A 21843-nucleotide genomic window follows, 5' to 3' on the forward strand; every position below is an offset into this window, starting at 1 on the left:
CGCTGCTTTCTTCTAATCTCACTTTAAAAGAGCCTGCACCTGAGCCCGCTTCTGGAAGAGCGCGCAGCCGCCGTCATGCTCACCGCCTACCAGCGATTCCTGTTGCAGACGGGTAAAAAACGGTGAATCCAGAACCTCCAGTAGTGTGTAATCCCTCAGACTTCTGTCCGAATAGGGTGAAAATGGGCAGGCCTCTGCCGCGCCATATGCATTGATATGAAAAAATCCCCGACCGGCTGCCAGACAGCCGCCCATATGCTTTTCGTCACCAGGAAATGAGAGAAAGATCATCCCCGGGAAGGCTTCCCTCAGCGCGGCCTGCCGCCGCTCTAAAACAGCCCGCTCAGCTTCTGAAGGCGCCAGCGGCTCACTGCTCTCCTCTACTGGCACATATTCCACAAAGAAAACAAGACGGCAGCCCTGGCTGTCAAGCTTTTTAATAAAAGCGTCGCCAGCAACTGTATGGAGATTTTCAGTGGTGACCGTGATGGACACGCCAAAGAGGACCCCTCTTTGGCTGAGGCGCTCCATAACCTCCTGAACTGCCCTGTGTGTTCCCTCACCGCGGCGGTCATCGGTCTGTACCTTGTCGCCCTCAATACTGATAACTGGTATCAGATGCCGGTTCTTTTCAAAAAAATCCGCTGTGTCTTCGTCAATCAACAGACCATTGGTAAAAACCGGAAAGACCATCTCCTTTACACAGGCAGCCGCTTCCAGCACATCCCACCGCATGAGCGGCTCGCCTCCTGCCAGAAGATTAAAAGAAACACCGAGCCCAGCGGCTTCCTCAAATATTTTCTGCCATTCTTCAGCGGTCAGCGCTTTTTCTTCGCTCGCGCTGCAGATACCGTTTGCCCGTGCATAACAGCCCTTGCAGTGAAGGTTACACTCTGTGGCAATGCTTGAGATCAAAAACGGCGGAATATGGCGCCCCTGTTTTTCAGCAGCCTCACGCTTCTTCATGGCCCGCACAAGCCTGTCCCGAAGCTTAAAAATAAAAGCTGTCTCCTTCGGATTTTTAAGGGTTCCTCTCACAACACCGGCCGCCAGTTTCTCAATGGCACGGTTCATATATCGGGTAAGCTCACTATTCTGCTTCATGACGCTTCACCCGCACATCATAGAGTGCTGCAAACTGCCGGACATGTCTCTCCAGAGTCTGCAGCACTGCTTTCATATCTGTAACCCCAGGCTCATACTGGTTGAAAAGCATGTAAATGGGGCTGTAGAACTGCAGCGCAGCCATTTTGGGGTCTGCCCTGACAAAATAGCCATTATCAATCATCCAGCCAAAGAGCTGCGCCTGATAATCGAGGGCGCCGTCAACAAACATTTTCTGGTAAATGGCCTGAACCTTCTCATTGTTAAAACGCTCAATGGACAGCATCCTGAAAAACTTAAAAAAGTAATCATCAGAGAGATAATGCTCTACCGATGCCAGTACCATTTCAACCAGACTGTCAATGGTCTTCATATAGGCCATATTCTCAATGATGTTTCCCTCAAGATGCTTCGGTGAAGCAAAATGGCTGAAAAAGGCGTCTGCCCGGGTATCATAGGTCTCTACAAGCTCGTCAAAAATAGCCTGCTTACCCTTATAATGATTGTAAATGGAGCTTTCCTTGATGCCGGTGGCTCTGGCAATGTCCCGAACCGATACGGCGCTGTAGCCCTTTGCGCTGAACAATGTCAGCGCTTCGCAGGCGATCCTTTCCCTGGTGTTCATAATCATTCTCCTCAATAAAAAAACTAACGATCGTTAGTTTTTATTATATGCGAACGATCGTTAGTTTGTCAACAAACCTTAAGGAATTTTATTCCCATCTGAAAAAACGGATGGATACAACAACGCAGATGACTGCCAGGATAACCATCACCGCAACCGGCACTGCGGCGTTTTCGATGGGCAGTCCCAGCGCGGCGTTTTTCATGAGCTTCACGCCCTGCGTCAGGGGCATAATATCCGCCACATGCTGCAGAGCCGGGGGCATAACCTCATAGGGCAGCGTTGCGCCAGAAAAAATCAGCATCGGAAAATAAAGAACCGTGCACAGCAGGTTAGCTGTCTTGATATTTCCAGCCACGCTCGCCACCAGCATTCCCAGGCTGTAGATGGAAACTGTGACGAGCAGAAAGGACAAACCAAAATAAAGGAAGGAGCCTCCCTCCCATCCACCGCCAAACATCCGGCAAATTCCATAAACCATTGCCATAGCCGCGAGGGCGTAAACAAAATTGACAACCATCTGCACAAAGAGCAGCATTCCCGGACTAACAGGCGTTACCTCAAAGCGTTTGAGTATTTTTCGGTGTCGGTAATCTGCCAGAGCCAGGGGCAGCCCCATCAGGCCTGTGGCGCAGATACCAATGCCTGAGAGCGCCCCGAAGGATTGGGCCATAAACGAATAACCCGCTCCGTCAAATGCGGGCTTTGCTCCATAGATAACACCGATAATCACAGCCACAACAGCCGGCGAAAAAAGGCCGAAAAGAACCAGGTTCATGGCCCTGACGGAAAGCTTGAACTCGATCCAGAATAAACTTTTAAACGCGCGCATCATCGTCACCTCCCGTATACCAGAGATAAGCCTCCTCAAAGCAGCTGCAAGGGCTTCCCTCTGTTATCTCTCCTATGGTTCCGCAGATCTGGGGCTCTCCCTTTTTCAGAATTAACGCCCGGTCACACAAAACCTCCACTTCATCCATAAAATGAGAGGTCAGCACAATGGTCAGACCACCCTTTTTCAATTCCTTCAGATACTGCCAGACCTCCCGGCGTGCCCGGGTGTCCAGCCCGGTAGTCAGCTCGTCCAGAAATACCAGCTCAGGGTTGGGGATCAATGCCAGCAGAACGGAGAGACGCTGGCGTTCTCCGCCGGACAGCTGGCTTACCTCCTGTTTTTCAAGCCCCTGTATGTCAAATACCGCGAGCAGTCTCTGCCAGTCTGCGGGTTGTCTGTAAAGAGCAGCTGTCATCCGGCAGACCTCTCCCACCCGGATTTTATCCTGATAGCCTGTCTCCTGAAACTGGACGCCGACACGTTCAAAAAGTGTTTTTCTCCCTTCAGACGGGTTTATCCCCAAAATTTCCACAGTTCCGGCGCTTGCTTTCTTCACGCCCAGCATACACTCAATACTGGTGCTCTTCCCCGCACCGTTTGGGCCGAGGAGTCCAAAGACTTCCCCCCGGGCTACGCTCAGGCTCAGGCCGCTTACTGCCGTCACACTGCCATAGTTTTTACTCAGGTTCTGTACCTGTAAAACCTTTTCCATTTTTGCACCTCCTTTTTATCTCTGCCAGGAGATTATACCCCGCCGCAGAAAAAGGTGCTTGACCACCCTTGCTAAAATAAAATTTATCCACAGATACCCCGAAAATCCTCCACATATCCACAATTTTTCCCAATAAAAAACGGCCAAAGCCGCTTCAGAGTATCCAAAAACCTGGGAGACGAAGCCTTTTACCTAAGGAAGAAAAAAGTGTCCTGCGGGCATTACCCCTACAACAGTATCTTCTTCTCAAAGTAGACGCTTTATCTCGCCAATGTCCGGCTGTGCCGGTAGTGCGACACAACTCCTGGCCGTTATCCACAGCGCCTGGACCTTTTTTCTTATCTGGATAAAAGGCGCAGTCTCGGACTATGACACTTTTTTGGCAGTCTGAAGCGGTCAGAGACCGCATTTCATCAAATTTGTAGTATAATTTTCCATTCTCAATTTTCCATTTTTCCCCTTACCGGACGGGCCTCAATATATCCACGGTATCCCTGGGGCTCCAGCTGAAAACGCGGGCCATCATTATCTGCCCACTCGAAACCGTAGAGCTCAGGCTCATAGCTGTCGATTACCGCCTCGATATCCTTGACCGCCTGATAAAACTTTTCATCCTCAAAGGGTTCTCCCTGAAAGACCATCATTTTACAGGGGGGCAGTTCAATTAAATCGAATCCCTCGGCCACCGGCCCGTCATAATCCACAGGAAGCTCTACCCCCTGTGCATAACGCCCGGCATGCGCAGGGCGGAAGCGCTCAGGCATCCACAGTCCCACCGGCTCGTATAAGGCCTCCTTGACACTGCACAGCACGCCCCAGATATCGCAGCCGACCTCCTCGCAATAAGCAAAGTACTCTCCGGCCGATTTTGCCCATTTAACCATCAGCTTACGGGCAGGCCTTTCAATAACCTGGACAAAAACCGTGTCGATCTGTTTTTCATAAATTTTCATGCGTTCTTCTCCCTCCTTCATGGTGAGATACCAGTCCTTTACCGGATCTGGCATAAACAGCTTGATCGGCGGAGGATTTTTGCTGTAGCGGTGGGGTGTAATGCCAAAGGCCTTTGAAAAGGCCCGGGTAAACCCTTCATGGCTGTCAAAGACAAAATCCAGAGCCACATCCACCACCTTCACCTTTTCTTCGTCCCGCAGCTTAAGGGCTGCCTTGCTCAGGCGCAGGGCCCGGATATAGTCAAAGGGTGATTTACCCGTCAGCTCTTTAAAAATCCTGGAGCAGTGGAAGGGTGAGTAGCCCGCACAATCGGCCAACTCCTTCAGTGTGATGGTTTCTGTCATATGATTTTTGATGTAATCCTGCATCCTCTGGACTGCCAGTATTTTTTCTTCCCGTTTCATCAGCTCACCTCCGTTTTACCAGTATAGACCTGTTTCTCAGGAGATTCTTGACCGCATTTGCGAAAATCTTTAATTTGCTTCAAGCGTCAGCGGCATACCGATCACAATGGCTCTGGAATCCGGTCCGTGACCAATTTGTCTTGTTTTGACAATGGGCATTGCATCGTTTCGGACAACCTCTTTTACAAGGTCTCCGATCTCAGGTTTTTCCTCCGCCTCCTCCATCTTGGTGAAGCTTCCCAGAATAATTCCGTTTATCTTGTCAAAAACGCCCATCTGGCGGTACTGGTTGAGCAGTGAAACCATCCGGTCTGCGCCGCCGCTGTAGCTCTCCAGGAAAAGCAGCTTTTCTGAAAAATCCGGCAAATAGGGCGTTCCTGCCAGCTTCAGGAAGCAGCGGATATTGCCGCCGACCACCACCCCCTCCATATGGCTGCCCTGCAGAAACGCATAGTCAAAATCGAACAGGGCCCGCCCGCCCTGGAAAAGGGAGTCCTTAAAGCGGCTGAACTGTTCGATCCGGAAGTCATAGATCAGGTTTCTGATCTGGTAGAGAGTGCCCGGATGGCCGGTTTCCTTATAGATGGCGTTGATCACGGCCGTCACATCGCTGTAGCCAAAGAAGGGCTTAGCATTGTCCTTAAGCACCTGGTAGTCCAGATATTCCAGCACCTCATTGGCGAGGTCACCGCCTGACAGATCAAAAATCGCTTTAATCGTATTGTCACTGTAAAAATCCATCAGCGCTCTGGCCTTTTCCTGGGCTGTTCCGCTGAAGAAACGTGATTTTTCAAAAATATAAGGACTGCAGACGGGGTCCAGGCCTGCCTGTCTCAGGGTTTCAAGTAGTTTTTCCACATGGGTCCGGTTGGCGGCGGGCTGCGCGTTAGAACAGGCCACGATGCCAACTTTATCTCCGGCTTTCAGTTTCATTTGTGTTGCTCCCTTCGTCAGTAAATTTGCCCTCCGCTCAGCACTGTGCCTTTACGAGGACATCTTATTTCCATTATAGTATGAACCCCGGTCTTTGTCTATTGTTAAGTTTTCGACTTATTTTTTCGGCAATTTCAACAGACGCGCGTTAATGGCGACAATGATAGTGCTCAGCGACATCAGCACTGCCCCTGCCGCCGGGCTGATGACCACGCCCTGGTAATAGAGCACACCCGCGGCCAACGGCAGAGCCACCACATTATAGGCTGTGGCCCAGATCAGATTTTGCACCATTTTCTTAAAAGTCGCCCGCGAGAGCTTTAGAATGCTGACCACATCCAGAGGATTGCTCTTGACCAGAATAACATCCGCGGTTTCAATGGCCACGCTGGTTCCGGCGCCGATGGCAATGCCGAGATCTGCCTTCGCCAGAGAAGGCGCGTCATTGACCCCGTCGCCGGTCATGGCAACCCTGCGCCCGTCGCGGTGAAGCGCATCAATCTTTGACGCCTTGTCACCCGGAAGCACCTCTGCAAACACCTTGCTGATGTCCAGCTGCCGCGCCGCGTAGTCTGCTGCCCTCTGGTTGTCTCCGGTAAGCATAATGGAAGTGACATCCATCTGCTTCAGCTCATCTACAGCTTCCTTCGCTGTGGGGCGCACCACGTCGGATAAAGCGATGAAGCCCAGCAGCTTGTTGTCTCGGAGAATAAACACAACGGTTTTTCCTTCTTTGGCAAGGCTGCTATAGGCTTTCTCATCAAACGCGACACCCTCGCGCTTCAGATAGCCTGGGCTGACAATCTTGACAGGCTGTCCATCCACGGTGGCCCGCAACCCTTCGCCAGTCAGGTTCTGATAATCTGTGACCCTGAGCGATGCCAGCTTCCTGTCTTTTCCTGCTTCCACAATCCCTCTGGCAATGGGGTGCTCCGAATTTGCCTCTACCGAAGCGGCAATGGCCAGAAGTTCATCCTGTGAAACGCAGTCGGCCTGTATATCTGTTACGCCAAAACTGCCTTCTGTCAGTGTGCCGGTTTTGTCGAACACCACCGCATCCAGATTTCGGGCATTTTCAAAGGCGGCACGGTTGCGGATCAGCAGTCCGTTTTTTGCCGCAAGGCTGGTCGATACTGAGGTTACAAGCGGCATGGCAAGGCCAAGGGCATGAGGACAGCAGATAATAATAACCGTCACTGCCCGGGTAACGGCAAAGTTCAGGTTTCCCTCAATGGCCATCCATGAAACAAAGGTGATAATACCAGTGACCAGCGCGATATAGAAGAGCCATTTAGCCGCCCTGTCCGCCAGCCGCTGCGTATTGGATTTAGAGGCCTGGGCATCCCGAACCAAACGGATCACCTGAGATAAAAAGGTTTCATCCCCGACATGGCTCACCTTAAATTTTAAAATCCCGTCGCCATTGACAGAACCGCCAATCACATCATCACCCTTCCCTTTTTCAACAGGTACAGCTTCTCCGGTGATCATGGCCTCATTGACCTCTGAGCCTCCTTCATACACAACGCCGTCAATAGGGATTTTCTCCCCGGGCTTCACGAGGACTGCCTGTCCGGTTTTCAGGCTACTGACCGGCATATCCATGGTCTCGCCGTTATCCATAATCATATGGGCGTTTTCAGGCATGAGCCTGGCAAGCTCCTCCAAAGCCTTAGACGCGCCCATCACCGAGCGCATTTCAATCCAGTGGCCGAGCAGCATAATGACGATCAGGCTCGCCAGCTCCCAGAAAAAGTCTGATCCCTGTACACCAAATACCGTCGCCGCACTGTAGACATAGGCGACAATGATCGCCAGGGCAATCAAGGTCATCATGGCCGGAGATCTTTGTTTCAGTTCATCCCTGGCACCCTTGAGAAAAGGCCAGCCGCCGTAAAAAAACAAAAACGTTGACAGGGCCAGCAGAACATAAGAATCCCCTGGAAAACGCCAGTCAACGCCTAAAAACATCTGTATCATGGGTGAAAGAACCATGATGGGAATCATCACAGTCAGGGACACCCAGAACCGTCTCTTGAAATCCTGAACCATCATGGCGTGGTGATCCATGCCGCCCATCTGCACAGACGAGTGGTCCATTTCGCCCATCCCCTCCATACTGTGGTTATGCTCCATTGTATGATGTGTATCGTTCATGGTATCGCTCCTTTTTTAAAAGGTATATACCCTGAATTTTGGTTTCACATCATTTCACACAATTCGCCCGTCCTTTACCACCACTGTCCGGCTGCCGCACTCAGCCGAATCGGCAGAGTGCGTGACCATAAGGATCGTCACGCCCCTTTCCCGGTTGATGCGCTGCAAAAGCGTCATGATCTCCCAGCCGGTCTTGCTGTCAAGGTTGCCGGTAGGCTCATCGGCAAACAGAATCTCCGGATCGTTGACCAAAGCACGGGCAATGGCGACACGCTGCTGCTGACCGCCGGAAAGCTCACGCGGTGTGTGCTTTCTGCGGTCCGTAAGCCCCACGATTTCCAGAAGATCGTCAAGCCGGGGCTGTAAGTCACAGCGGCTCTTGCCATCCAAAAGCACAGACAGCAGAATATTTTCCTCAACCGTCAGATTTGGTATCAAATTATAAAACTGAAAGACAAAACCAATATCTCTGCGGCGCATCAGGCTTTTCCGCTTGTCATCCCACTGTGAAATATCTTGCCCCTGCAGGATAACACTGCCGTCTGTGGGCTCATCAAGCCCTCCCAAAATATAGAGCAGTGTGCTTTTTCCAGAGCCGGATGGCCCCATGATGGATACAAATTCGCCCTGATATATTTCCAGGGAAATATTTTTCAGAACCGAAGCCGTCACTTCACCCATCTGGTAATCCTTAATGATATTGCGGGCTTCCACTGCTGTTTTTTTCATATGCTTCATTTTTTCTCCTTTACTCGCATTTAATTTCTTCAACCAGATCCATCTTTGACCCTTTAATCACCGGAACCACTGCCCCGGCTAAATTGATAAGGACTCCCGCCAGTCCGGCCGCCAGAAATACCTTTATATCCAGGGTTGGTGTCATGGCAATCTGCGGCCCCGCCACCAGAAAGATGGTCTGGATCAACAGCCATGACACCATCACTCCGATAAACGCCCCGATGATGCCCGAGGAAAAACCTTCCAGAAGCGTCATTTTAATATTCTGTCTATTGCTCATTCCAACAGATTTGTACATGGCAATGGTGCGCCGCCTCTGCAGATAATTGATGAGCAGATTATTGATCACCCCTGCGCCTGCCAGAAACAGAATAAAATACGTCAGCTTGTGCATGGGTGAGAGAAAAGCGCCGACCACACCCATGGCGTCCTGGTTAAACTCCTCAACTGTCCGGCTCCAGTTTTCCTTTTCGCCGAAAAGGTTACGGATACGGATCATCACCGCATCGGGATCGTCGGCGGTGTAAGCCAGAAAGCCATATTCTGACTGGCCGAAATCCGACACGGCGCAGGCCGCCGGAATCACTGCCTGGGCGTCATCCGCCCGGGACTCCATGCTGCCAATCACCCTGTAATCAAAAGCCTGTCCATTCATCGACAGCTCAATGGTGTCGCCAACCCCAAGGCCTCGCTGCTTCATGGTGTCTGTCTTTAAAAGAATCACCCTGCCCATTCCAAATTCAGACAAGGCGGAATTCTCTGCCGCCGCGTCAGGGTACCTGACAGCAAGCATGGCATTATACTGCTCCAGATCCTCCACAGCCTCCAGGCGGTCAAAGAGAACACCGCCGCTTTCGACCGCTCCATTCATAACATACATGGGCATAACCTCCCGGACTCCGTCAATCTCCTGTACCTCTCCCACAAATTCTGGTGCCATCTGAGCGTCGGCAAAGCCGTCGAGTGCTGCACCGTTAAACACATCGCTGATATACTGGTTCACAAAGCTCCCCACCACACTGATGGCGATGACGGCCGAAAGACTGATAAATAGCAGGGTAATATTCTGATGGACGTTGCGGTTATTCCGCAGGTTTCGGGCTGCCAGCATTCCCTCATTTCCAAAGCAGCAGGCATATATCTTCTCCATAACCCAGGCGGCCCCGTCCGCCACTGGCGGGATCATCAAAATCGCCGCGGCAAGAATGCCCAGCAGAGAGAGTCCCCCGACAAGAAACAGCGCGTTATCCTCAAGGGACAGCAGCCGAGGCGCGGCAATGGAAAGCACCAGCAGCACTGTGCCAGCCGCCAGCCGTGCCTTTGTTGACACCCGCTTCTGTGCCACGCTTCCGAGCACGACCTCCTTAACCGGCAGCCTGCTGGCGCGGCGCACAGGAATGTATGCGCTGAGCAGGGACACCAGCACTGCCACAGCAGAGGACAGCAACACATTGAGCGGCGACACCACCATGGGAATGGCGATCCCCTGGGAAAGGGAGTCCCCCAGGCCCTGGAGCAGCAGTCCCAATACCGCTGTCCCCACCGGAATCGCAATAACAACACTCAAAATGCTATAGACCATGCTTTCCATCAGCAATATCCCTGTGACTGCCCGCCTCGTGGCGCCGATACTCCTGAAGGTTCCAATGACTGGAAGCCGCTCCAGGGTAATCACCTGATAACTGCTGAAAATAATAAACACGCTCATGACCAGGGAAAAAAAGCTGATCAGGAAAAATGGCATGGATTTTTGCCGGGCGTCGGCCTGTACCTGGGCTTCATCATAGGTTTTTTCAACCGTGTACTGTGCACCGGGCAGGGCCGCGGAGAGCGAATCCATTAGCTGTTCTGCTGACACACCCTCCGCAGGGGCCACCAGTATCCGGCTGTAACCTGCTGCCACTCCGTCCAGTCCTCTCAGACATTCCTCGGAGACGAGGGCGTTAAAACCCCGTGTATTTCTTAAAAACACCGTGTCATAGGCCGCGACAGCCGCGACGCGAAACGTTCTTTTTTCCCCGTCAATCTCAAGACTTAAGGCATCGCCGGCCTTCATCGGATATTTTGAGGTAAATTTTTCCGGCAAAACAATTTCATCTTCCTTAAGTGGGCTGAGCTTTTCGCCACTTAACAGGCGCGGCTCATTGATGGCAGACAATTCCTCTAAATCTGCGGCAAGCAGATCAAAATTCTCATAGTAGCCCTCCTCGCTGTAAAGTCCTTTTGTCTCAAGTATCCCCACAGCCCAGCCGATCTCCGGTAAATCGGGAACCGCTTCCTTCCTTATCTTTGCCGTTCTGCCATCCTCACCTGCCTGGGCCGTTACAACCACAGTCGCACTTCCAGCCATTCCTTTTGCCATTTTACGCTGAGCGGCTTCATAGGAATCGCCAATGCACAGCGAGACAAAAAGCAGCACAGCAGAGAGTACAATGGACAGCAGCATTACCGCTGTCCGCAGCTTTCGCTCACGGATATTGTTTAAAATATACCTGAATATAATTTTCAAAAGCTCACCTGCTTTCCTGAGTTTTGCCGCACGAAAAAACCGGCGGCTTACTCTAAGAATAAACCGCCGGCCTTACGCCTGCTTTCAACAAACCTTATTTTAATCTTAATTTTGAGGAAGCGTGATCCTGAACGCTGTCCCGCCCCCCAGACAGCTGTCCACCGATATCTTTCCGCCATGCAGCGAGATAATTTCGCGGGCAATGGCCATGCCAAGACCGGTCCCTCCGCTGTCTGTGGCAGCTGGAGCGCCCCGGTAGTAACGGTCAAAAATCCGGTTTAACTGCGTTTCAGACATTCCCCCGCCCTCGTCCCAGATCCGGATTTGACAGGGAATCCCTGAAATAATTTCCACCCCGATTCTCGCGTCACTGCCGCTGTGCAGAAGTGTATTGATGAACAGATTATTTAAGGCCCGCTTCATAAGTCCCGGATCAAAATTCAAAATCTGGCAGCCCTCTGCCTCAAATTCTACAGCACGTCCGGCATGTCGGGGATCGTTCAGACAGTCGATGACCAGCTCCCGAACAAACCGGATGATATCCAGGGCTTTCAGATTAAGGGGCACCATGCCATTTTCCAGCTGGTAGGTAAGTTTCAGGTCATTGATGAGCGTCTCGGCATAGGCGGTATTTTTTAGAATCGCAGCGCTGTATTTTTGAAGCTCCCCAGCATCCGGCGTATCATCCGAATTGGCCAGCAGCTCGGCATATCCCCGTATGGGCGACAGCGGCGTTTTAAGGTCGTGCGTAATATTGGCGATCCACTCCTCCCTCATCCGCGCGTCTTTCTTTCGGGCTTCCTCTGCCTCCTGGAGTGCTTGATCCAATGTGTTCAGGCTGGCATAAACATCCTGGAAAGCGCCTCTTTCGTGAGTCTTCATATAACGGCGGCCAGCGATCTCCTCCACTGCCCTGGTCATTTTTGAAAGCCTGCGGGTAACCGCAAAGCCATAGGCCAGCCCAAGACCTGCTGTCAGAAAAAGCACTGCGCCTGCGCCAAACAGCACATACGACTTGCCCGAGGGAAAATGACCGGCGTTCACATTCATCGTGATCTTGGCAATATCCATGGGAAAACCGATGAGATAGGTCCAGCTCCGGCCATTATCCTCTGACACACCCGAAAAAACAGCTTTGTCTCCACTGCTGTCCAGCGTACTGAGCAGCCTGTCCGGCGAATACTCCTCTGGCTGCCCCTCCGGCACAGAGACGCCTTTAACTACATGGCCGGCACCGTCCAGAATCTGGAGCCAGAGTCCATTATTCTCCAGCATTTCAAATCCCTTCTGAGTGATCACTGGCTCCCCCTCCTGAAAAATAATTTCCTCCGAAAAAGCCCCGGTAAACTCAGCGGGCCAGTCGCTCCGGACAATTTCTCCATTTGGCTTCTGGACGGTCACGGCGTAGACCACCATACCTGCTCCGGCGGCCAGAATAAGCATCATGAGGATTAAAAATAAGCCGTAGATGTGAAAAGCAGATTTATAGCCGGACTGTTTCATTGCCCTGTCCCCACAGCCAGCCGATAGCCCAGTCCCTTAACGGTCAGGATAAGTTCTGGCCTTGAAGGATCCTTCTCAATCTTCTCCCGGAGATGACGGATATGAACCATGATGGTATTGTCACACACTGCGCTCATCTCTCCCCAGACCTGCTCATAAAGCCGGTCCTTGCTGATGATCTTCCCTGCGTTTTCGGCCAGATACAAAAGAATACCAAACTCCCGGGCAGTCAGCCCAAGCTCCCGCCCATCCTGATAAACACGGCTGCCGTCCACATCAATCTCCAGCCCGCCGACGCTTATGCGCCGACTGGCGGCAGCCTCAGACGTTTTATTGTATTCCAGCCGCCGGAGCTGGGCCTTGATACGAAAGACCAGTTCCTTTGGGCTGAAGGGTTTGGTAATATAGTCATCCCCGCCGCTGCTGAGCCCGAGAATTTTATCCACATCATCGTTTCTCGCGGATAAAAAAAGTACCGGGCAGTAGGAAAATTCACGGATCGCCCGGCAAACCTCGATTCCGTCCATATCTGGCAGCATGATGTCGAGAATCACCACATCTGGCGCATTTTTCTTACAGGCCGCGAGGGCTTCACTTCCTGTGAACGCCTTGTCAACACAGCGGAATCCCTCTTTTATGAGGGCTGTTTCCACCAAACCGGTGATGTCTGGTTCATCATCGACCAGTAAAATTCTTTTGTCATAAACGCTTTCCATGGCCGCCTCCTTTTTATGGCTTCGCTTCTGTTTTCGTCCACTATATGCCATTTGGAGAACCCTGTCAAGCGCACAGGCTCAATTCAGCCTTCCAGGCGGTGCTCCTTAAAAACCGCCTTTGCCACAGCCACCCCGTTTAAAACTCTGGGAAAACCCACATATGGAATACACTGGATGAAAACCTCAATGATTTTTTCCGGGGAAAGCCCCACATTTAAGGAACCGTTAATGTGAACCTTCAGCTGTGCCTCACAGCTGCCTGAGGTCAGCAGACTGGCGATGGTGATGGTCTCCCGCTCCTCTAGTGTAAGCCCGTCCCTGGGGTAAATATCCCCAAAAGCAAACTCCACGATATACCTTCCCAGATCCGGCGCAATGTCCTCCAGAGACGCTATCACACCCTCACCCGCACCGCCGTCAATCCGGCGCAGCATTTCCAATCCTTTGTCAAACCTTTTGTCATCCATTTGATCTTACCTCCTGTTTCTTTTATAATAAAAGTGTAGTCCTTAGACTATAGTCAAAGTCAAGAGGAAGATTAAGGAGTCTTAAAAATGACCATCGGTGAACTTACTAAAAAGACAGGCATCGGCGAACATACCCTGCGTTTCTACGAAAAAAAAGGCCTTATCCGGGTCCCGCGGGATGGACAAGGCCGCCGTTTTTACAGGGAAAAGGATATTGAGTGGGTGCGCTTCATCAAACGCCTGAAGGATACCGGCATGCTGCTAAAGGATATAAAAATTTACGCAGACCTCCGTTATGAGGGCGACCATACTGCCGCCAGGCGCCTGGAAATTCTCAGAAAGCACCGGGAATACGTCGAGGAACAGCGCCGCAAATGGGATGAATATCTCGAAAACCTCGATGCCAAGATCGGCATTTATGAGGAAATGATAAAATAATCAATCTCTCTGCGAGCATTTGGCCGCGTCAATGGCCAGAACAATCATCAGGGACAGGAGCATGTCCTGTGGATCTGCGATGTCGATCACATAGGTATCGGTAAAATTAAACAGCTGCTTGGACGCCTGCATGACCATGCGTCCTTGGCCGTCCACCACCTCGTACTCCCACTCAAAGAGATCCCCCTCCACGCTCCAGTCGTTGCAGTTCAGCGTGAAGGCTGATCTGAAAAAAGTAAATTTTTTCTGAATCTCTCCAATTTCCCGGCCATTCTGGTACAGAGCGAACCGCGGCAGCAGGGTGAGCACCTCCTCTTTTACAGTCCCCACACGCTCGCCGAAGCGGTCATAAATCTCAAGGCAGTGTCCCCAGGACAGACGGCCCTTAACCATAAAAACCGTTTCTCCCGCCTCATCATAAATATCGTAGCTGTCAAACCAAGAGAACAGCCGCTGCTTGAATAGTAATTTCATCTTTTCCTCCTTCAATGTATACTTGTCATAATACAACTATTTCCTTTAATTTTATGCTATAATGCACCTATTGATTGTATTTACAGGAGATATTATGCAGAAATTATCACGAAAAAACACTTTTCTCATCGGGATTACGCTTTTCTCGATGTTTTTTGGCGCGGGAAATTTAATTTTTCCGCCCTTTCTGGGGGAACAGGCCGGAAGCCTGACCTGGATCGCTTTTGCGGGCTTTGCCATCAGTGCCATTGGCCTGCCCATACTGGGGGTAGCAGCTGTGGCGAAATCCGGCGGGCTGGACGCACTGGCCGGACGGGTGCACCCTGCTTTCGCGGCAGTATTCACCTTTTTAATTTACCTGTCCATCGGCCCCTGTCTCGCCATTCCGCGTACGGCCAGCACTTCCTTCGAAATGGCAGTACTGCCGTTTTTGCCTGAGGGCAGCGGCGGCAGTCTTATACTGCTGCTCTACTCCATTGTCTTTTTTGCTGTGGCGCTGCTGCTGGCCCTAAAACCCGATAAGCTCACAGACCGGCTCGGCAAAAAGCTGACTCCCTGTCTGCTTGCCTTGATTTTCATTATCTTTGCTGCCTGCGTGGTTTTTCCGCCGGGCAGTTATGGCGCTGCCACTGGCAGTTACACCTCTAACTCCTTTGTCCAGGGCTTTCTTGACGGCTATCAGACAATGGATACTATCGCGGCGCTTAACTTCGGTATTATTATCGCTTTAAACATAAGGGCTTTTGGCGTTGGTGAGGATAGACTGGTCGTGCGCGAAACCATCAAGGCTGGCTGGATTGCCGGCGGGCTTTTGCTGGCAGTCTATGCGGCTCTGACCCATGTAGGCGCTTTATCCGGCGGCAGCTTTGGCGCTACTGCCAACGGTGCGCAGACGCTGACCCAGATTGTCATGCACCTTTTCGGACAGGCCGGGCTCATCATTCTGGCTTTGATCTTCCTCATTGCCTGCCTGAACACCTGCGTTGGACTGATCAGCTGCTGCAGCGAATATTTCAGCGGAATTTTTCCGCGGTTCTCTTATAAGAAGTGGGCTGTCTTTTTTGCCTTTATCAGTATGGTTATTTCAAACGCGGGGCTGAACAAAATTCTGGAAATATCCATACCAGTGCTCAACTGCCTTTATCCAGTGGCTATTGTGCTGATTCTGCTGGCTTTTCTGCAAAAATGGATTGGCAGCTTTTCCCGCGTCTACCCCACAGCCATCCTGTTTACCGGCGTGGTCAGCGTTATTTACGCTCTGGATCAAAAAAGCCTGACCATCCCCTGGCTGACCAGCATGACGTCCAAAATTCCTCTTTACAGCATTGGCCTGGGATGGCTGATTCCCGCGGCCATCGGCATTGTTCTGGGAATTCTGCTGTCCCTCACCTTTAAAAAGAAAGCGGCGCCGGCCAATGAGTAGGCTGTTTTGCCTCGGCTGTACACACCTATAACATTAACGCCATGTGAAGCATCTGCTTTCACATGGCGTTTTATCTTTTTAGGACACGGGCTTGCTTGTGACGTAACGTAGCATGCTATAATACAAACATATACAGGAGGTATCTGGCATGAACAAAAACAGAGCAATTCCAAAAGGCTACATGACCGTCGGCGAGCTCGCCAAAAAGATGGGCACTACGGTTCGTACCCTGCAGTATTACGACAATGAGGGCCTGCTCTCGCCGTCATCAGAAAGTGAAGGCGGCCGCAGGCTTTATACCGACAAGGATATGGTTAAGCTGCACCAGATTTTATCTTTAAAGTCCCTGGGATTTTCACTGGATGATATTAAAAACCGTCTGGTTTCCCTCGAAAGCCCCGAGGCCATTGCGGACGTGCTCACTGAGCAGGCTGCTGCCATCCGGGGAAAGATCAACAGCCTAAAAGAGGCTCTGGCATCGGTCGAGGCATTAAAGGAAGAAGTCCTGCAGATGCAGTCTGTAGATTTTAAAAAATATGCAGATATCATCATAAACCTGCAGATGAAAAATAAATTTTACTGGCTGATCAAGCATTTTGACGACAAAACCCTCGACCACTTCAGAAACCACTTCGATAAAGACAGCGGCCTTGCAATGCTGGAAACCTTCACACGGCTGAACAGCCAGGCTGTGCGCTTTCAAAAGATCGGCGTCCTGCCCGAAAGTGCGGAAGGTCAGAAGCTGGCGGAATCCTTTTGGACTATGGTCATGGATTTTACAGGCGGTGATATGAGCATGCTGCCACAGCTCATGGAAATAGCCGACATTGACGGGCCGGACAGTGAATGGAAACAAAATCAGGCAGCTGCCAATGCTTTTATCGAACCTGCTCTGGACATCTATTTTACCAATCTGGGATTTAATCCCTTTGAGACGGTGCCCCAATGAGCGCTGCCATCGAGGTAAAAGGATTAAAGAAAAGCTATGGCCGGCACACTGTCCTTAAAGGTCTGAGCTTCAATATTCTAAAGGGCGAAATCTTTGCGCTGCTTGGCGTAAACGGCGTGGGAAAAACCACTGCTCTTGAGTGCATTGAAGGTCTCAGAAAATATGACAGCGGCAGCATCGTGATAAATGGAAAAATGGGCATTCAGCTTCAATCCTCCTCTCTGCCAGCCAACATCAGACCTTTGGAGGCTGTGCGGCTATTTGCCAAATGGAATAAAACCCAGGCCAATCCCGCCATGCTTGCTTCTCTGGGGATCAGTGAGTTTTCGGAGAAACAGTACGCTGCGCTGTCAACAGGCCAGAAGCGGCGTCTGCACCTCGCCCTTGCCCTGATCAGCGATCCGGACATTGTATTTTTGGACGAGCCGACCGCCGACCTTGACGTGGAGGGCAGGGTATCGCTCCACGGTCAGATCCGCGAGCTGAAAGCTCAGGGCAAAACCATTATTTTAGCCAGCCATGATATGGCTGAGGTGGAAAGCCTGTGTGACCGCATTGCAATTTTAAACGATGGGACTCTTTTCTTTCTGGGGAGCGTTGCAGAATTGTCCGCTAAGCTGGGAAAACGCTACACTATTCACATTAAAACTGCCCAAGGGGATAAAAGCTTTGTATCAGACAACATCGCAGAAACCATGTTGGCTCTGCTCGAGGATTTCAGGCTGAGAAACATTGAGGTGCTGGATATTAAAATAGACCAGGGAAACCTTGAGCAGCATTTTATGAACATCGCGAGGGGGAATATCAAATGAGTGCTTTTTTATACGGCGTAGTTTTGCAGTGGAAACTGGATATCCGCAGCCGGTCACTGCTGATCACCTGTTATATTGTGCCGCTTCTGTTCTTTATGGTCATGGGCGGCATCTTCACTGCCATTATTCCCGAGTCCCGGGAAACCCTGATACCGTCCATGACTGTCATGGGCGTATCAACGGGCGCCCTCATAGGTCTGCCGCCATCTCTGCTGGAAATATACGGAAGTGATATAAAAAAGGTCTACAGGGCCAACGGCGTACCTCTGTACCTGGGTATGTTTTCCATATTTTTGTCCGCTTTTATACACCTGTCAATCATGTCAGCTATTATTTATCTCGCTGCTCCGGTTATTTTCGACGCGTCTGTCCCGTCAAACCCGCCCTTATATTTTAGCTCACTCGCAATTTTCACTACGGTGTCCCTTTCTGTGGGCTGCGTCCTGGGGCTTTCCCTCAAAAACCAGGCAAAGCTCACCATGATTTCCCAGCTTATCTTTCTGCCGTCCATTATGCTCTCCGGGATTATGTTTTCTGCCGATCTGCTTCCCGGTTCACTGGCGGCAGCCGGAAAATTATTCCCGGCTGCCTGGGGATACAAGTTACTGCTCAATAACGGCTTTAATGCTGACAGCCTGCTGCCCCTGACCGCTATCCTCACAGCAGCGGTCCTGTTCTGTATTTTCATGTTAAAAAAGCTCAAATCCGAATAAGCGGTTCTTTTCTTTAATCAGGTCCTTTTCAGAAAACCGCGCGTATCTTCTCTTCCAGATAGCCGGCGCCCCCCTTATCCCCAGCGCCCTCTGCCACGGCAGCCACCATCAGAGGGCTTTCATCTGTCTGGTCCGCATAAAAAAGGACGCACAGAGCTGTATCTTCTGAACTTTTCTGGGCCGCTGTCCCTGTTTTTGCCGCAAGCACTCTTCCCTTTTGGCTCTTTGCCTCCTGTAAAAGGCTTTCTCTGATGTCCGCGGCCTTTTCCTGGGAAATCACATCCTTTTTCCAGTACTTCACCATCGGGTTGGCATCATATTTGATATAGGGTTCCACCATATTACCGTCATTCACAAGGGCAGAATAAATCAACGCCAGATGCAGAGGGCTGGCGGCCATGCCCGTCGTGCTGCTGCCCGCTGCCGCCAGGTCACCGTTAACGGTACCGCTCTCTGAAATTCTGGAGGCCTCCATACTGAAATCAAAGGGCAGCGACTCTCCAAAGCCAAGCTTTTTAAGCTGTTCGGCATACGCCTCGCTGGTTTCCACACCAGCGCCGATGGTTACAGGCTGAATGAGCTCTCCGGGCGCATAGGCTTTCTCGAACCGGTTAAGCAGCGGATTGCCCGGATTCTTATTCAGGCTGTCCCTCTCGGCGTCACTCATACCCAGAATAAAAATGTTGGGATTGTAGGACGGCGCACTGACCAGAGCCAGCACAGCGCCGGTTTTCGGATTAATGGCTGCCGCGGCGCTTTTATCCCCGGCAAGCTGATCGTAAAGGGCTGTCTGAAGCCCGGTGTCGATGGTTGTCTGAACATCAAAACCTTTTACCGGGGAGCTTTCACACAGAACACGGCTTGTTTTAATCCCATCACTGCTGGTATCACTGACGGTGATGGTGCCTCCGTCCTTTCCTCTCAGCTGACGGTCAAAAACCTTTTCCAGCCCACCTTTGCCTACAACACTCGTATCCCGGTAATCGCCTTCATTCTTAAGCGATTCCAGCTCCTCAGCCGTGATGGCGCCGATATAGCCTGTCAGGTGCGCGGCTTTTTCTCCATAAGGGTAGCTGCGCACCTCTGCTTCTCCGATCATCACACCAGGTATCTGCAAAAGCGCAGTCTCCAGTCCTGCGTCAATTTCGGGCAGTGTTTTGACTGGAACATAAATCTCCGCTGTCACCCAAGAGGCGGACAGCGCGTCTTCAATCTCTTCGGTGGTAATCCCCAAGAGCCCGGCGGCTGTGGCCAGATCGACAGCCCGGGTATCTGCGCTTATTTTTCCTGGAACAAAGCCGACCGAGGGGGCCGTACCTGGTCCTGCCAGCATATTGCCGTCCTTGTCCAGAATGCTTCCCCGATCTGCCGCAGTTGTGGTGACACTGACTTTGGCGGTTTCGCTGAGTCCGGGCAAAATGACCGCGGAATTCCAGACAAGCCGGTATTCTCCGAAAAAGCTGTCCTTCCGCAGCCTCACATTACCAGGATTGGCAAGCACACCGGCCACTGTTTCCATTCTCAGGTTATAATAGGCCTGCTGTTGTTTTGAATCAATTTTTTCAACACTCATGACCTCCAGCTTCAGATCCCTGGCTTCAATACCCTCATAGATATTTTTATTCCGTGTGATAAAATCCTCCCGGCTGATGGTCTTTTTAGAATCATCACTGATGAGCAGATACATTTTATCGTAATCCCGCTCACCCACTGCGCCAAAATAGCGCTCAAGAGCCCGTTCCGGCGTGTTGACTGAATGATAAGCCGCAAGGGCCAGCGCCGCGATAATGACCACCAATGCCACTATACCAACCACGATCTTCATTGTTTTACCGTCTGCTTTCATGGTTTCACCTCCACTTCCTTAAGCTTATTATATGATGATTGTACTTTGACGTAAAGAAGTTTTAAGCGGGCACACTAAAAAAGATGCTTCACACTGAAGCATCTCAAGTATTACTTGAATTTTGATTTCTCATAATTGTAGGGAATACTGCTCCCCACCACCACGTCCTCAATCTTTTCAAGGATCAGCCAGTCGTCCATATTGCCCTGATGGTCAAACGCCAATGGCTCAATAGCCTCCACATTTTCAAATTCTACTAGGCAGAGGCATTTCTTATGCCAGCGTTTTTTCTGTTTTTCGGATAAATTAAGCCTATCCTGATTCGATTCAAGGGCTTCATCAATGGCTTCCTCTGAAAGCTTGACATAATTCTGGACACTTTTTACCGCCGCCCTGGCCGAAATGGCTTTGCTGCCCTTTTTCATGAAATAAAGTTTCTCACCCTCAAAGACCCGGCTGTGGGGAATCTTCCTGCCCGCCGCACCTCTCACAATCATGGTCTTCGTACCGTCCATAATTTTTTCCAATACTTTTTCCTTGTCATCACAATAAACTAAATGCTCCATTGCTGCCTCCTGTTTCTATAAAATTGGTATCCATATCTCACTTTTATAATCCTCCGCAAAGCTGTTGCCCGCTGAATACCACTCCATTTCCGGGCAGTCCGCGTGGTCAAAGGGATACTTGATGACCCACTCCTCATTCAAAAACCTCCAGCCCTTCTGGATTGCGCCCGGCATCGGGCCGGCACACTCAAAAACAGCCCAGTCCGCCGGCGGAATCTCAATGGCCTCAAGCCCTTTTCCCGCAGGCCGGTCGGTAATCCCGGCGATATAGTAATCCATCAACCCATCCTGGTAATTTCCAAATACACCAAAGGTGCCTGAAGGTTTATGAGCTTCAGTATAAGAAATAATCTGCGCCAGCCTGCCGTTTTGCATAACCTCATTCCAAAAGCCGGAATCGCCCTGAAATTTTCGCCATTCAGGCAGCTGATGGACCGCTTAACACCCAGAAGACGAAAGCCTTCTTTGTGCTCGACCCGCCATTTAATATCATTATCTTCGGTAAAATTCATCCGTGGATACACCTTTAAAACAGAGGTCTTCTTTTTGGCCTCTGTGGGCGTCATACCGTGAAAGGCCTGAAATGCCCGGGTAAAGGCTGTCGGCGAATCATAGCCGTATTTTACGCTGGCGTCCAGCACCTTGATCTCTGTGCTTTTAAAATCATAGCCTGCCAGGGTAAGCTTCCGGTTACGGATATATTCCGCCAGGGTGACGCTGTTCATATAGCTGAAAATCCGCTGAAACAGCGAATAAGAACAACCGGCCAGCTGCTCGATTCTTTGCCTGTCGATCTCCTCATGGCCCAGCTGCAGACTGCTCTCAATATAATCAATGATCTTGTTTAAACGTTCTGTCCAGTCCATCCTCATTTCCTTTCTTTTGTATCATAGCACACTATCTTAAAGCCTTCCTCTCTTTTTGCGCTGCAAAAAGAAGACTAAAGACTTTATTAAAAAAGGGCG

General features: G+C 50.9%; 22 protein-coding genes. 5 read left to right on the forward strand and 17 right to left on the reverse strand.

From position 1 onward, the window contains the following. Window positions 1–18: 18 nt before the first annotated feature. From B2M23_RS02660 to B2M23_RS02715, 12 genes are all read right to left on the reverse strand, one after another. On the reverse strand, window positions 19–1104 hold the full coding sequence (locus B2M23_RS02660) for a radical SAM/SPASM domain-containing protein (protein ID WP_038353233.1): 1086 nt from the start codon (window positions 1102–1104) through the stop codon (window positions 19–21). Further along, on the reverse strand, window positions 1091–1729 hold the full coding sequence (locus B2M23_RS02665; protein WP_038353234.1) for a TetR/AcrR family transcriptional regulator: 639 nt from the start codon (window positions 1727–1729) through the stop codon (window positions 1091–1093). Before B2M23_RS02665 ends, B2M23_RS02660 begins: the two co-directional genes overlap by 14 nt. A gap of 88 nt (window positions 1730–1817) precedes the next feature. Beyond that, window positions 1818–2561, reverse strand: coding sequence for an ABC transporter permease (locus B2M23_RS02670; RefSeq protein WP_038353472.1), 744 nt, complete (start codon window positions 2559–2561; stop codon window positions 1818–1820). Then, window positions 2548–3276, reverse strand: a complete 729-nt coding sequence (locus tag B2M23_RS02675) for an ABC transporter ATP-binding protein (RefSeq protein WP_038353235.1) — start codon at window positions 3274–3276, stop codon at window positions 2548–2550. Before B2M23_RS02675 ends, B2M23_RS02670 begins: the two co-directional genes overlap by 14 nt. 440 nt (window positions 3277–3716) lie before the next feature. Next, on the reverse strand, window positions 3717–4634 hold the full coding sequence (locus tag B2M23_RS02680; RefSeq protein ID WP_038353236.1) for a helix-turn-helix transcriptional regulator: 918 nt from the start codon (window positions 4632–4634) through the stop codon (window positions 3717–3719). A gap of 69 nt (window positions 4635–4703) precedes the next feature. After that, a complete protein-coding gene (locus B2M23_RS02685) occupies window positions 4704–5567 on the reverse strand; it encodes a S66 family peptidase (RefSeq protein WP_038353237.1) in 864 nt (287 codons plus the stop codon). Between the two features lie 117 nt (window positions 5568–5684). Further along, window positions 5685–7724, reverse strand: a complete 2040-nt coding sequence (locus B2M23_RS02690) for a copper-translocating P-type ATPase (RefSeq protein ID WP_038353238.1) — start codon at window positions 7722–7724, stop codon at window positions 5685–5687. A 54-nt stretch (window positions 7725–7778) separates the two neighbouring features. Then, complete coding sequence (locus B2M23_RS02695) at window positions 7779–8462, reverse strand: ABC transporter ATP-binding protein (protein WP_038353239.1); 684 nt, start codon at window positions 8460–8462, stop codon at window positions 7779–7781. Between the two features lie 10 nt (window positions 8463–8472). Beyond that, window positions 8473–10971, reverse strand: a complete 2499-nt coding sequence (locus B2M23_RS02700; protein ID WP_081571080.1) for an ABC transporter permease — start codon at window positions 10969–10971, stop codon at window positions 8473–8475. A gap of 105 nt (window positions 10972–11076) precedes the next feature. Then, window positions 11077–12474 carry a sensor histidine kinase gene (locus B2M23_RS02705; protein WP_038353240.1) on the reverse strand — a complete coding sequence of 466 codons (1398 nt, stop codon included), beginning with the start codon at window positions 12472–12474 and terminating at the stop codon, window positions 11077–11079. Then, window positions 12471–13190, reverse strand: coding sequence for a response regulator transcription factor (locus tag B2M23_RS02710; RefSeq protein WP_038353241.1), 720 nt, complete (start codon window positions 13188–13190; stop codon window positions 12471–12473). Before B2M23_RS02710 ends, B2M23_RS02705 begins: the two co-directional genes overlap by 4 nt. An 83-nt stretch (window positions 13191–13273) precedes the next feature. Further along, a complete protein-coding gene (locus B2M23_RS02715; RefSeq protein WP_038353242.1) occupies window positions 13274–13657 on the reverse strand; it encodes a carboxymuconolactone decarboxylase family protein in 384 nt (127 codons plus the stop codon). A gap of 87 nt (window positions 13658–13744) precedes the next feature. Here B2M23_RS02715 and B2M23_RS02720 point away from each other — a divergent pair, with 87 nt between their 5' ends. Continuing rightward, window positions 13745–14095: a MerR family transcriptional regulator gene (locus B2M23_RS02720; protein WP_038353243.1), complete on the forward strand. Its 351-nt coding sequence runs from the start codon at window positions 13745–13747 to the stop codon at window positions 14093–14095. On the opposite strand, the gene B2M23_RS02725 is transcribed toward B2M23_RS02720, so the two are convergent. Continuing rightward, complete coding sequence (locus B2M23_RS02725) at window positions 14096–14569, reverse strand: LURP-one-related/scramblase family protein (protein WP_038353244.1); 474 nt, start codon at window positions 14567–14569, stop codon at window positions 14096–14098. 94 nt (window positions 14570–14663) lie between these two features. Between B2M23_RS02725 and brnQ the strand changes: the two genes are divergently transcribed. From brnQ to B2M23_RS02745, 4 genes are all read left to right on the forward strand, one after another. Beyond that, the gene (gene brnQ, locus B2M23_RS02730; RefSeq protein WP_172611275.1) at window positions 14664–15992 is read left to right on the forward strand and encodes a branched-chain amino acid transport system II carrier protein; all 1329 of its coding nucleotides are present in this window, start codon (window positions 14664–14666) and stop codon (window positions 15990–15992) included. Between the two features lie 148 nt (window positions 15993–16140). Further along, window positions 16141–16941, forward strand: coding sequence for a MerR family transcriptional regulator (locus B2M23_RS02735; protein WP_038353245.1), 801 nt, complete (start codon window positions 16141–16143; stop codon window positions 16939–16941). Beyond that, entirely contained in the window at window positions 16938–17753 is an 816-nt protein-coding gene (locus B2M23_RS02740; RefSeq protein WP_038353246.1) for an ABC transporter ATP-binding protein, read from the forward strand. Before B2M23_RS02735 ends, B2M23_RS02740 begins: the two co-directional genes overlap by 4 nt. Then, window positions 17750–18466 (forward strand): ABC transporter permease, encoded by a 717-nt coding sequence (locus B2M23_RS02745; protein WP_038353247.1) that lies wholly within the window; start codon window positions 17750–17752, stop codon window positions 18464–18466. The genes B2M23_RS02740 and B2M23_RS02745 overlap by 4 nt, the downstream gene beginning before the upstream one ends. A 28-nt stretch (window positions 18467–18494) precedes the next feature. On the opposite strand, the gene B2M23_RS02750 is transcribed toward B2M23_RS02745, so the two are convergent. The 4 genes from B2M23_RS02750 to B2M23_RS02760 form a co-directional block, all read right to left on the reverse strand. After that, window positions 18495–20312 (reverse strand): penicillin-binding transpeptidase domain-containing protein, encoded by a 1818-nt coding sequence (locus B2M23_RS02750; protein WP_052237363.1) that lies wholly within the window; start codon window positions 20310–20312, stop codon window positions 18495–18497. A 110-nt stretch (window positions 20313–20422) separates the two neighbouring features. Then, complete coding sequence (locus B2M23_RS02755; protein ID WP_038353248.1) at window positions 20423–20878, reverse strand: hypothetical protein; 456 nt, start codon at window positions 20876–20878, stop codon at window positions 20423–20425. Between the two features lie 15 nt (window positions 20879–20893). Next, window positions 20894–21253: a GyrI-like domain-containing protein gene (locus B2M23_RS21500; protein WP_242945867.1), complete on the reverse strand. Its 360-nt coding sequence runs from the start codon at window positions 21251–21253 to the stop codon at window positions 20894–20896. Continuing rightward, complete coding sequence (locus B2M23_RS02760; RefSeq protein ID WP_242945868.1) at window positions 21157–21744, reverse strand: helix-turn-helix domain-containing protein; 588 nt, start codon at window positions 21742–21744, stop codon at window positions 21157–21159. Before B2M23_RS02760 ends, B2M23_RS21500 begins: the two co-directional genes overlap by 97 nt. Window positions 21745–21843: the final 99 nt, after the last annotated feature.

It is taken from the genome of Eubacterium limosum, from assembly GCF_000807675.2.
In the GTDB taxonomy this organism is placed as follows: Bacteria; Bacillota; Clostridia; order Eubacteriales; family Eubacteriaceae; genus Eubacterium; species Eubacterium limosum.

Coding starts and splice junctions, on each gene's coding strand:
- B2M23_RS02660 (WP_038353233.1), bottom strand. CDS start 1,104: ATGAAGCAGAATAGTGAGCTTACCCGATATATGAACCGTGCCATTGAG.
- B2M23_RS02665 (WP_038353234.1), bottom strand. CDS start 1,729: ATGAACACCAGGGAAAGGATCGCCTGCGAAGCGCTGACATTGTTCAGC.
- B2M23_RS02670 (WP_038353472.1), bottom strand. CDS start 2,561: ATGCGCGCGTTTAAAAGTTTATTCTGGATCGAGTTCAAGCTTTCCGTC.
- B2M23_RS02675 (WP_038353235.1), bottom strand. CDS start 3,276: ATGGAAAAGGTTTTACAGGTACAGAACCTGAGTAAAAACTATGGCAGT.
- B2M23_RS02680 (WP_038353236.1), bottom strand. CDS start 4,634: ATGAAACGGGAAGAAAAAATACTGGCAGTCCAGAGGATGCAGGATTAC.
- B2M23_RS02685 (WP_038353237.1), bottom strand. CDS start 5,567: ATGAAACTGAAAGCCGGAGATAAAGTTGGCATCGTGGCCTGTTCTAAC.
- B2M23_RS02690 (WP_038353238.1), bottom strand. CDS start 7,724: ATGAACGATACACATCATACAATGGAGCATAACCACAGTATGGAGGGG.
- B2M23_RS02695 (WP_038353239.1), bottom strand. CDS start 8,462: ATGAAGCATATGAAAAAAACAGCAGTGGAAGCCCGCAATATCATTAAG.
- B2M23_RS02705 (WP_038353240.1), bottom strand. CDS start 12,474: ATGAAACAGTCCGGCTATAAATCTGCTTTTCACATCTACGGCTTATTT.
- B2M23_RS02710 (WP_038353241.1), bottom strand. CDS start 13,190: ATGGAAAGCGTTTATGACAAAAGAATTTTACTGGTCGATGATGAACCA.
- B2M23_RS02715 (WP_038353242.1), bottom strand. CDS start 13,657: ATGGATGACAAAAGGTTTGACAAAGGATTGGAAATGCTGCGCCGGATT.
- B2M23_RS02720 (WP_038353243.1), top strand. CDS start 13,745: ATGACCATCGGTGAACTTACTAAAAAGACAGGCATCGGCGAACATACC.
- B2M23_RS02725 (WP_038353244.1), bottom strand. CDS start 14,569: ATGAAATTACTATTCAAGCAGCGGCTGTTCTCTTGGTTTGACAGCTAC.
- brnQ (WP_172611275.1), top strand. CDS start 14,664: ATGCAGAAATTATCACGAAAAAACACTTTTCTCATCGGGATTACGCTT.
- B2M23_RS02735 (WP_038353245.1), top strand. CDS start 16,141: ATGAACAAAAACAGAGCAATTCCAAAAGGCTACATGACCGTCGGCGAG.
- B2M23_RS02740 (WP_038353246.1), top strand. CDS start 16,938: ATGAGCGCTGCCATCGAGGTAAAAGGATTAAAGAAAAGCTATGGCCGG.
- B2M23_RS02745 (WP_038353247.1), top strand. CDS start 17,750: ATGAGTGCTTTTTTATACGGCGTAGTTTTGCAGTGGAAACTGGATATC.
- B2M23_RS02750 (WP_052237363.1), bottom strand. CDS start 20,312: ATGAAAGCAGACGGTAAAACAATGAAGATCGTGGTTGGTATAGTGGCA.
- B2M23_RS02755 (WP_038353248.1), bottom strand. CDS start 20,878: ATGGAGCATTTAGTTTATTGTGATGACAAGGAAAAAGTATTGGAAAAA.
- B2M23_RS21500 (WP_242945867.1), bottom strand. CDS start 21,253: ATGCAAAACGGCAGGCTGGCGCAGATTATTTCTTATACTGAAGCTCAT.
- B2M23_RS02760 (WP_242945868.1), bottom strand. CDS start 21,744: ATGGACTGGACAGAACGTTTAAACAAGATCATTGATTATATTGAGAGC.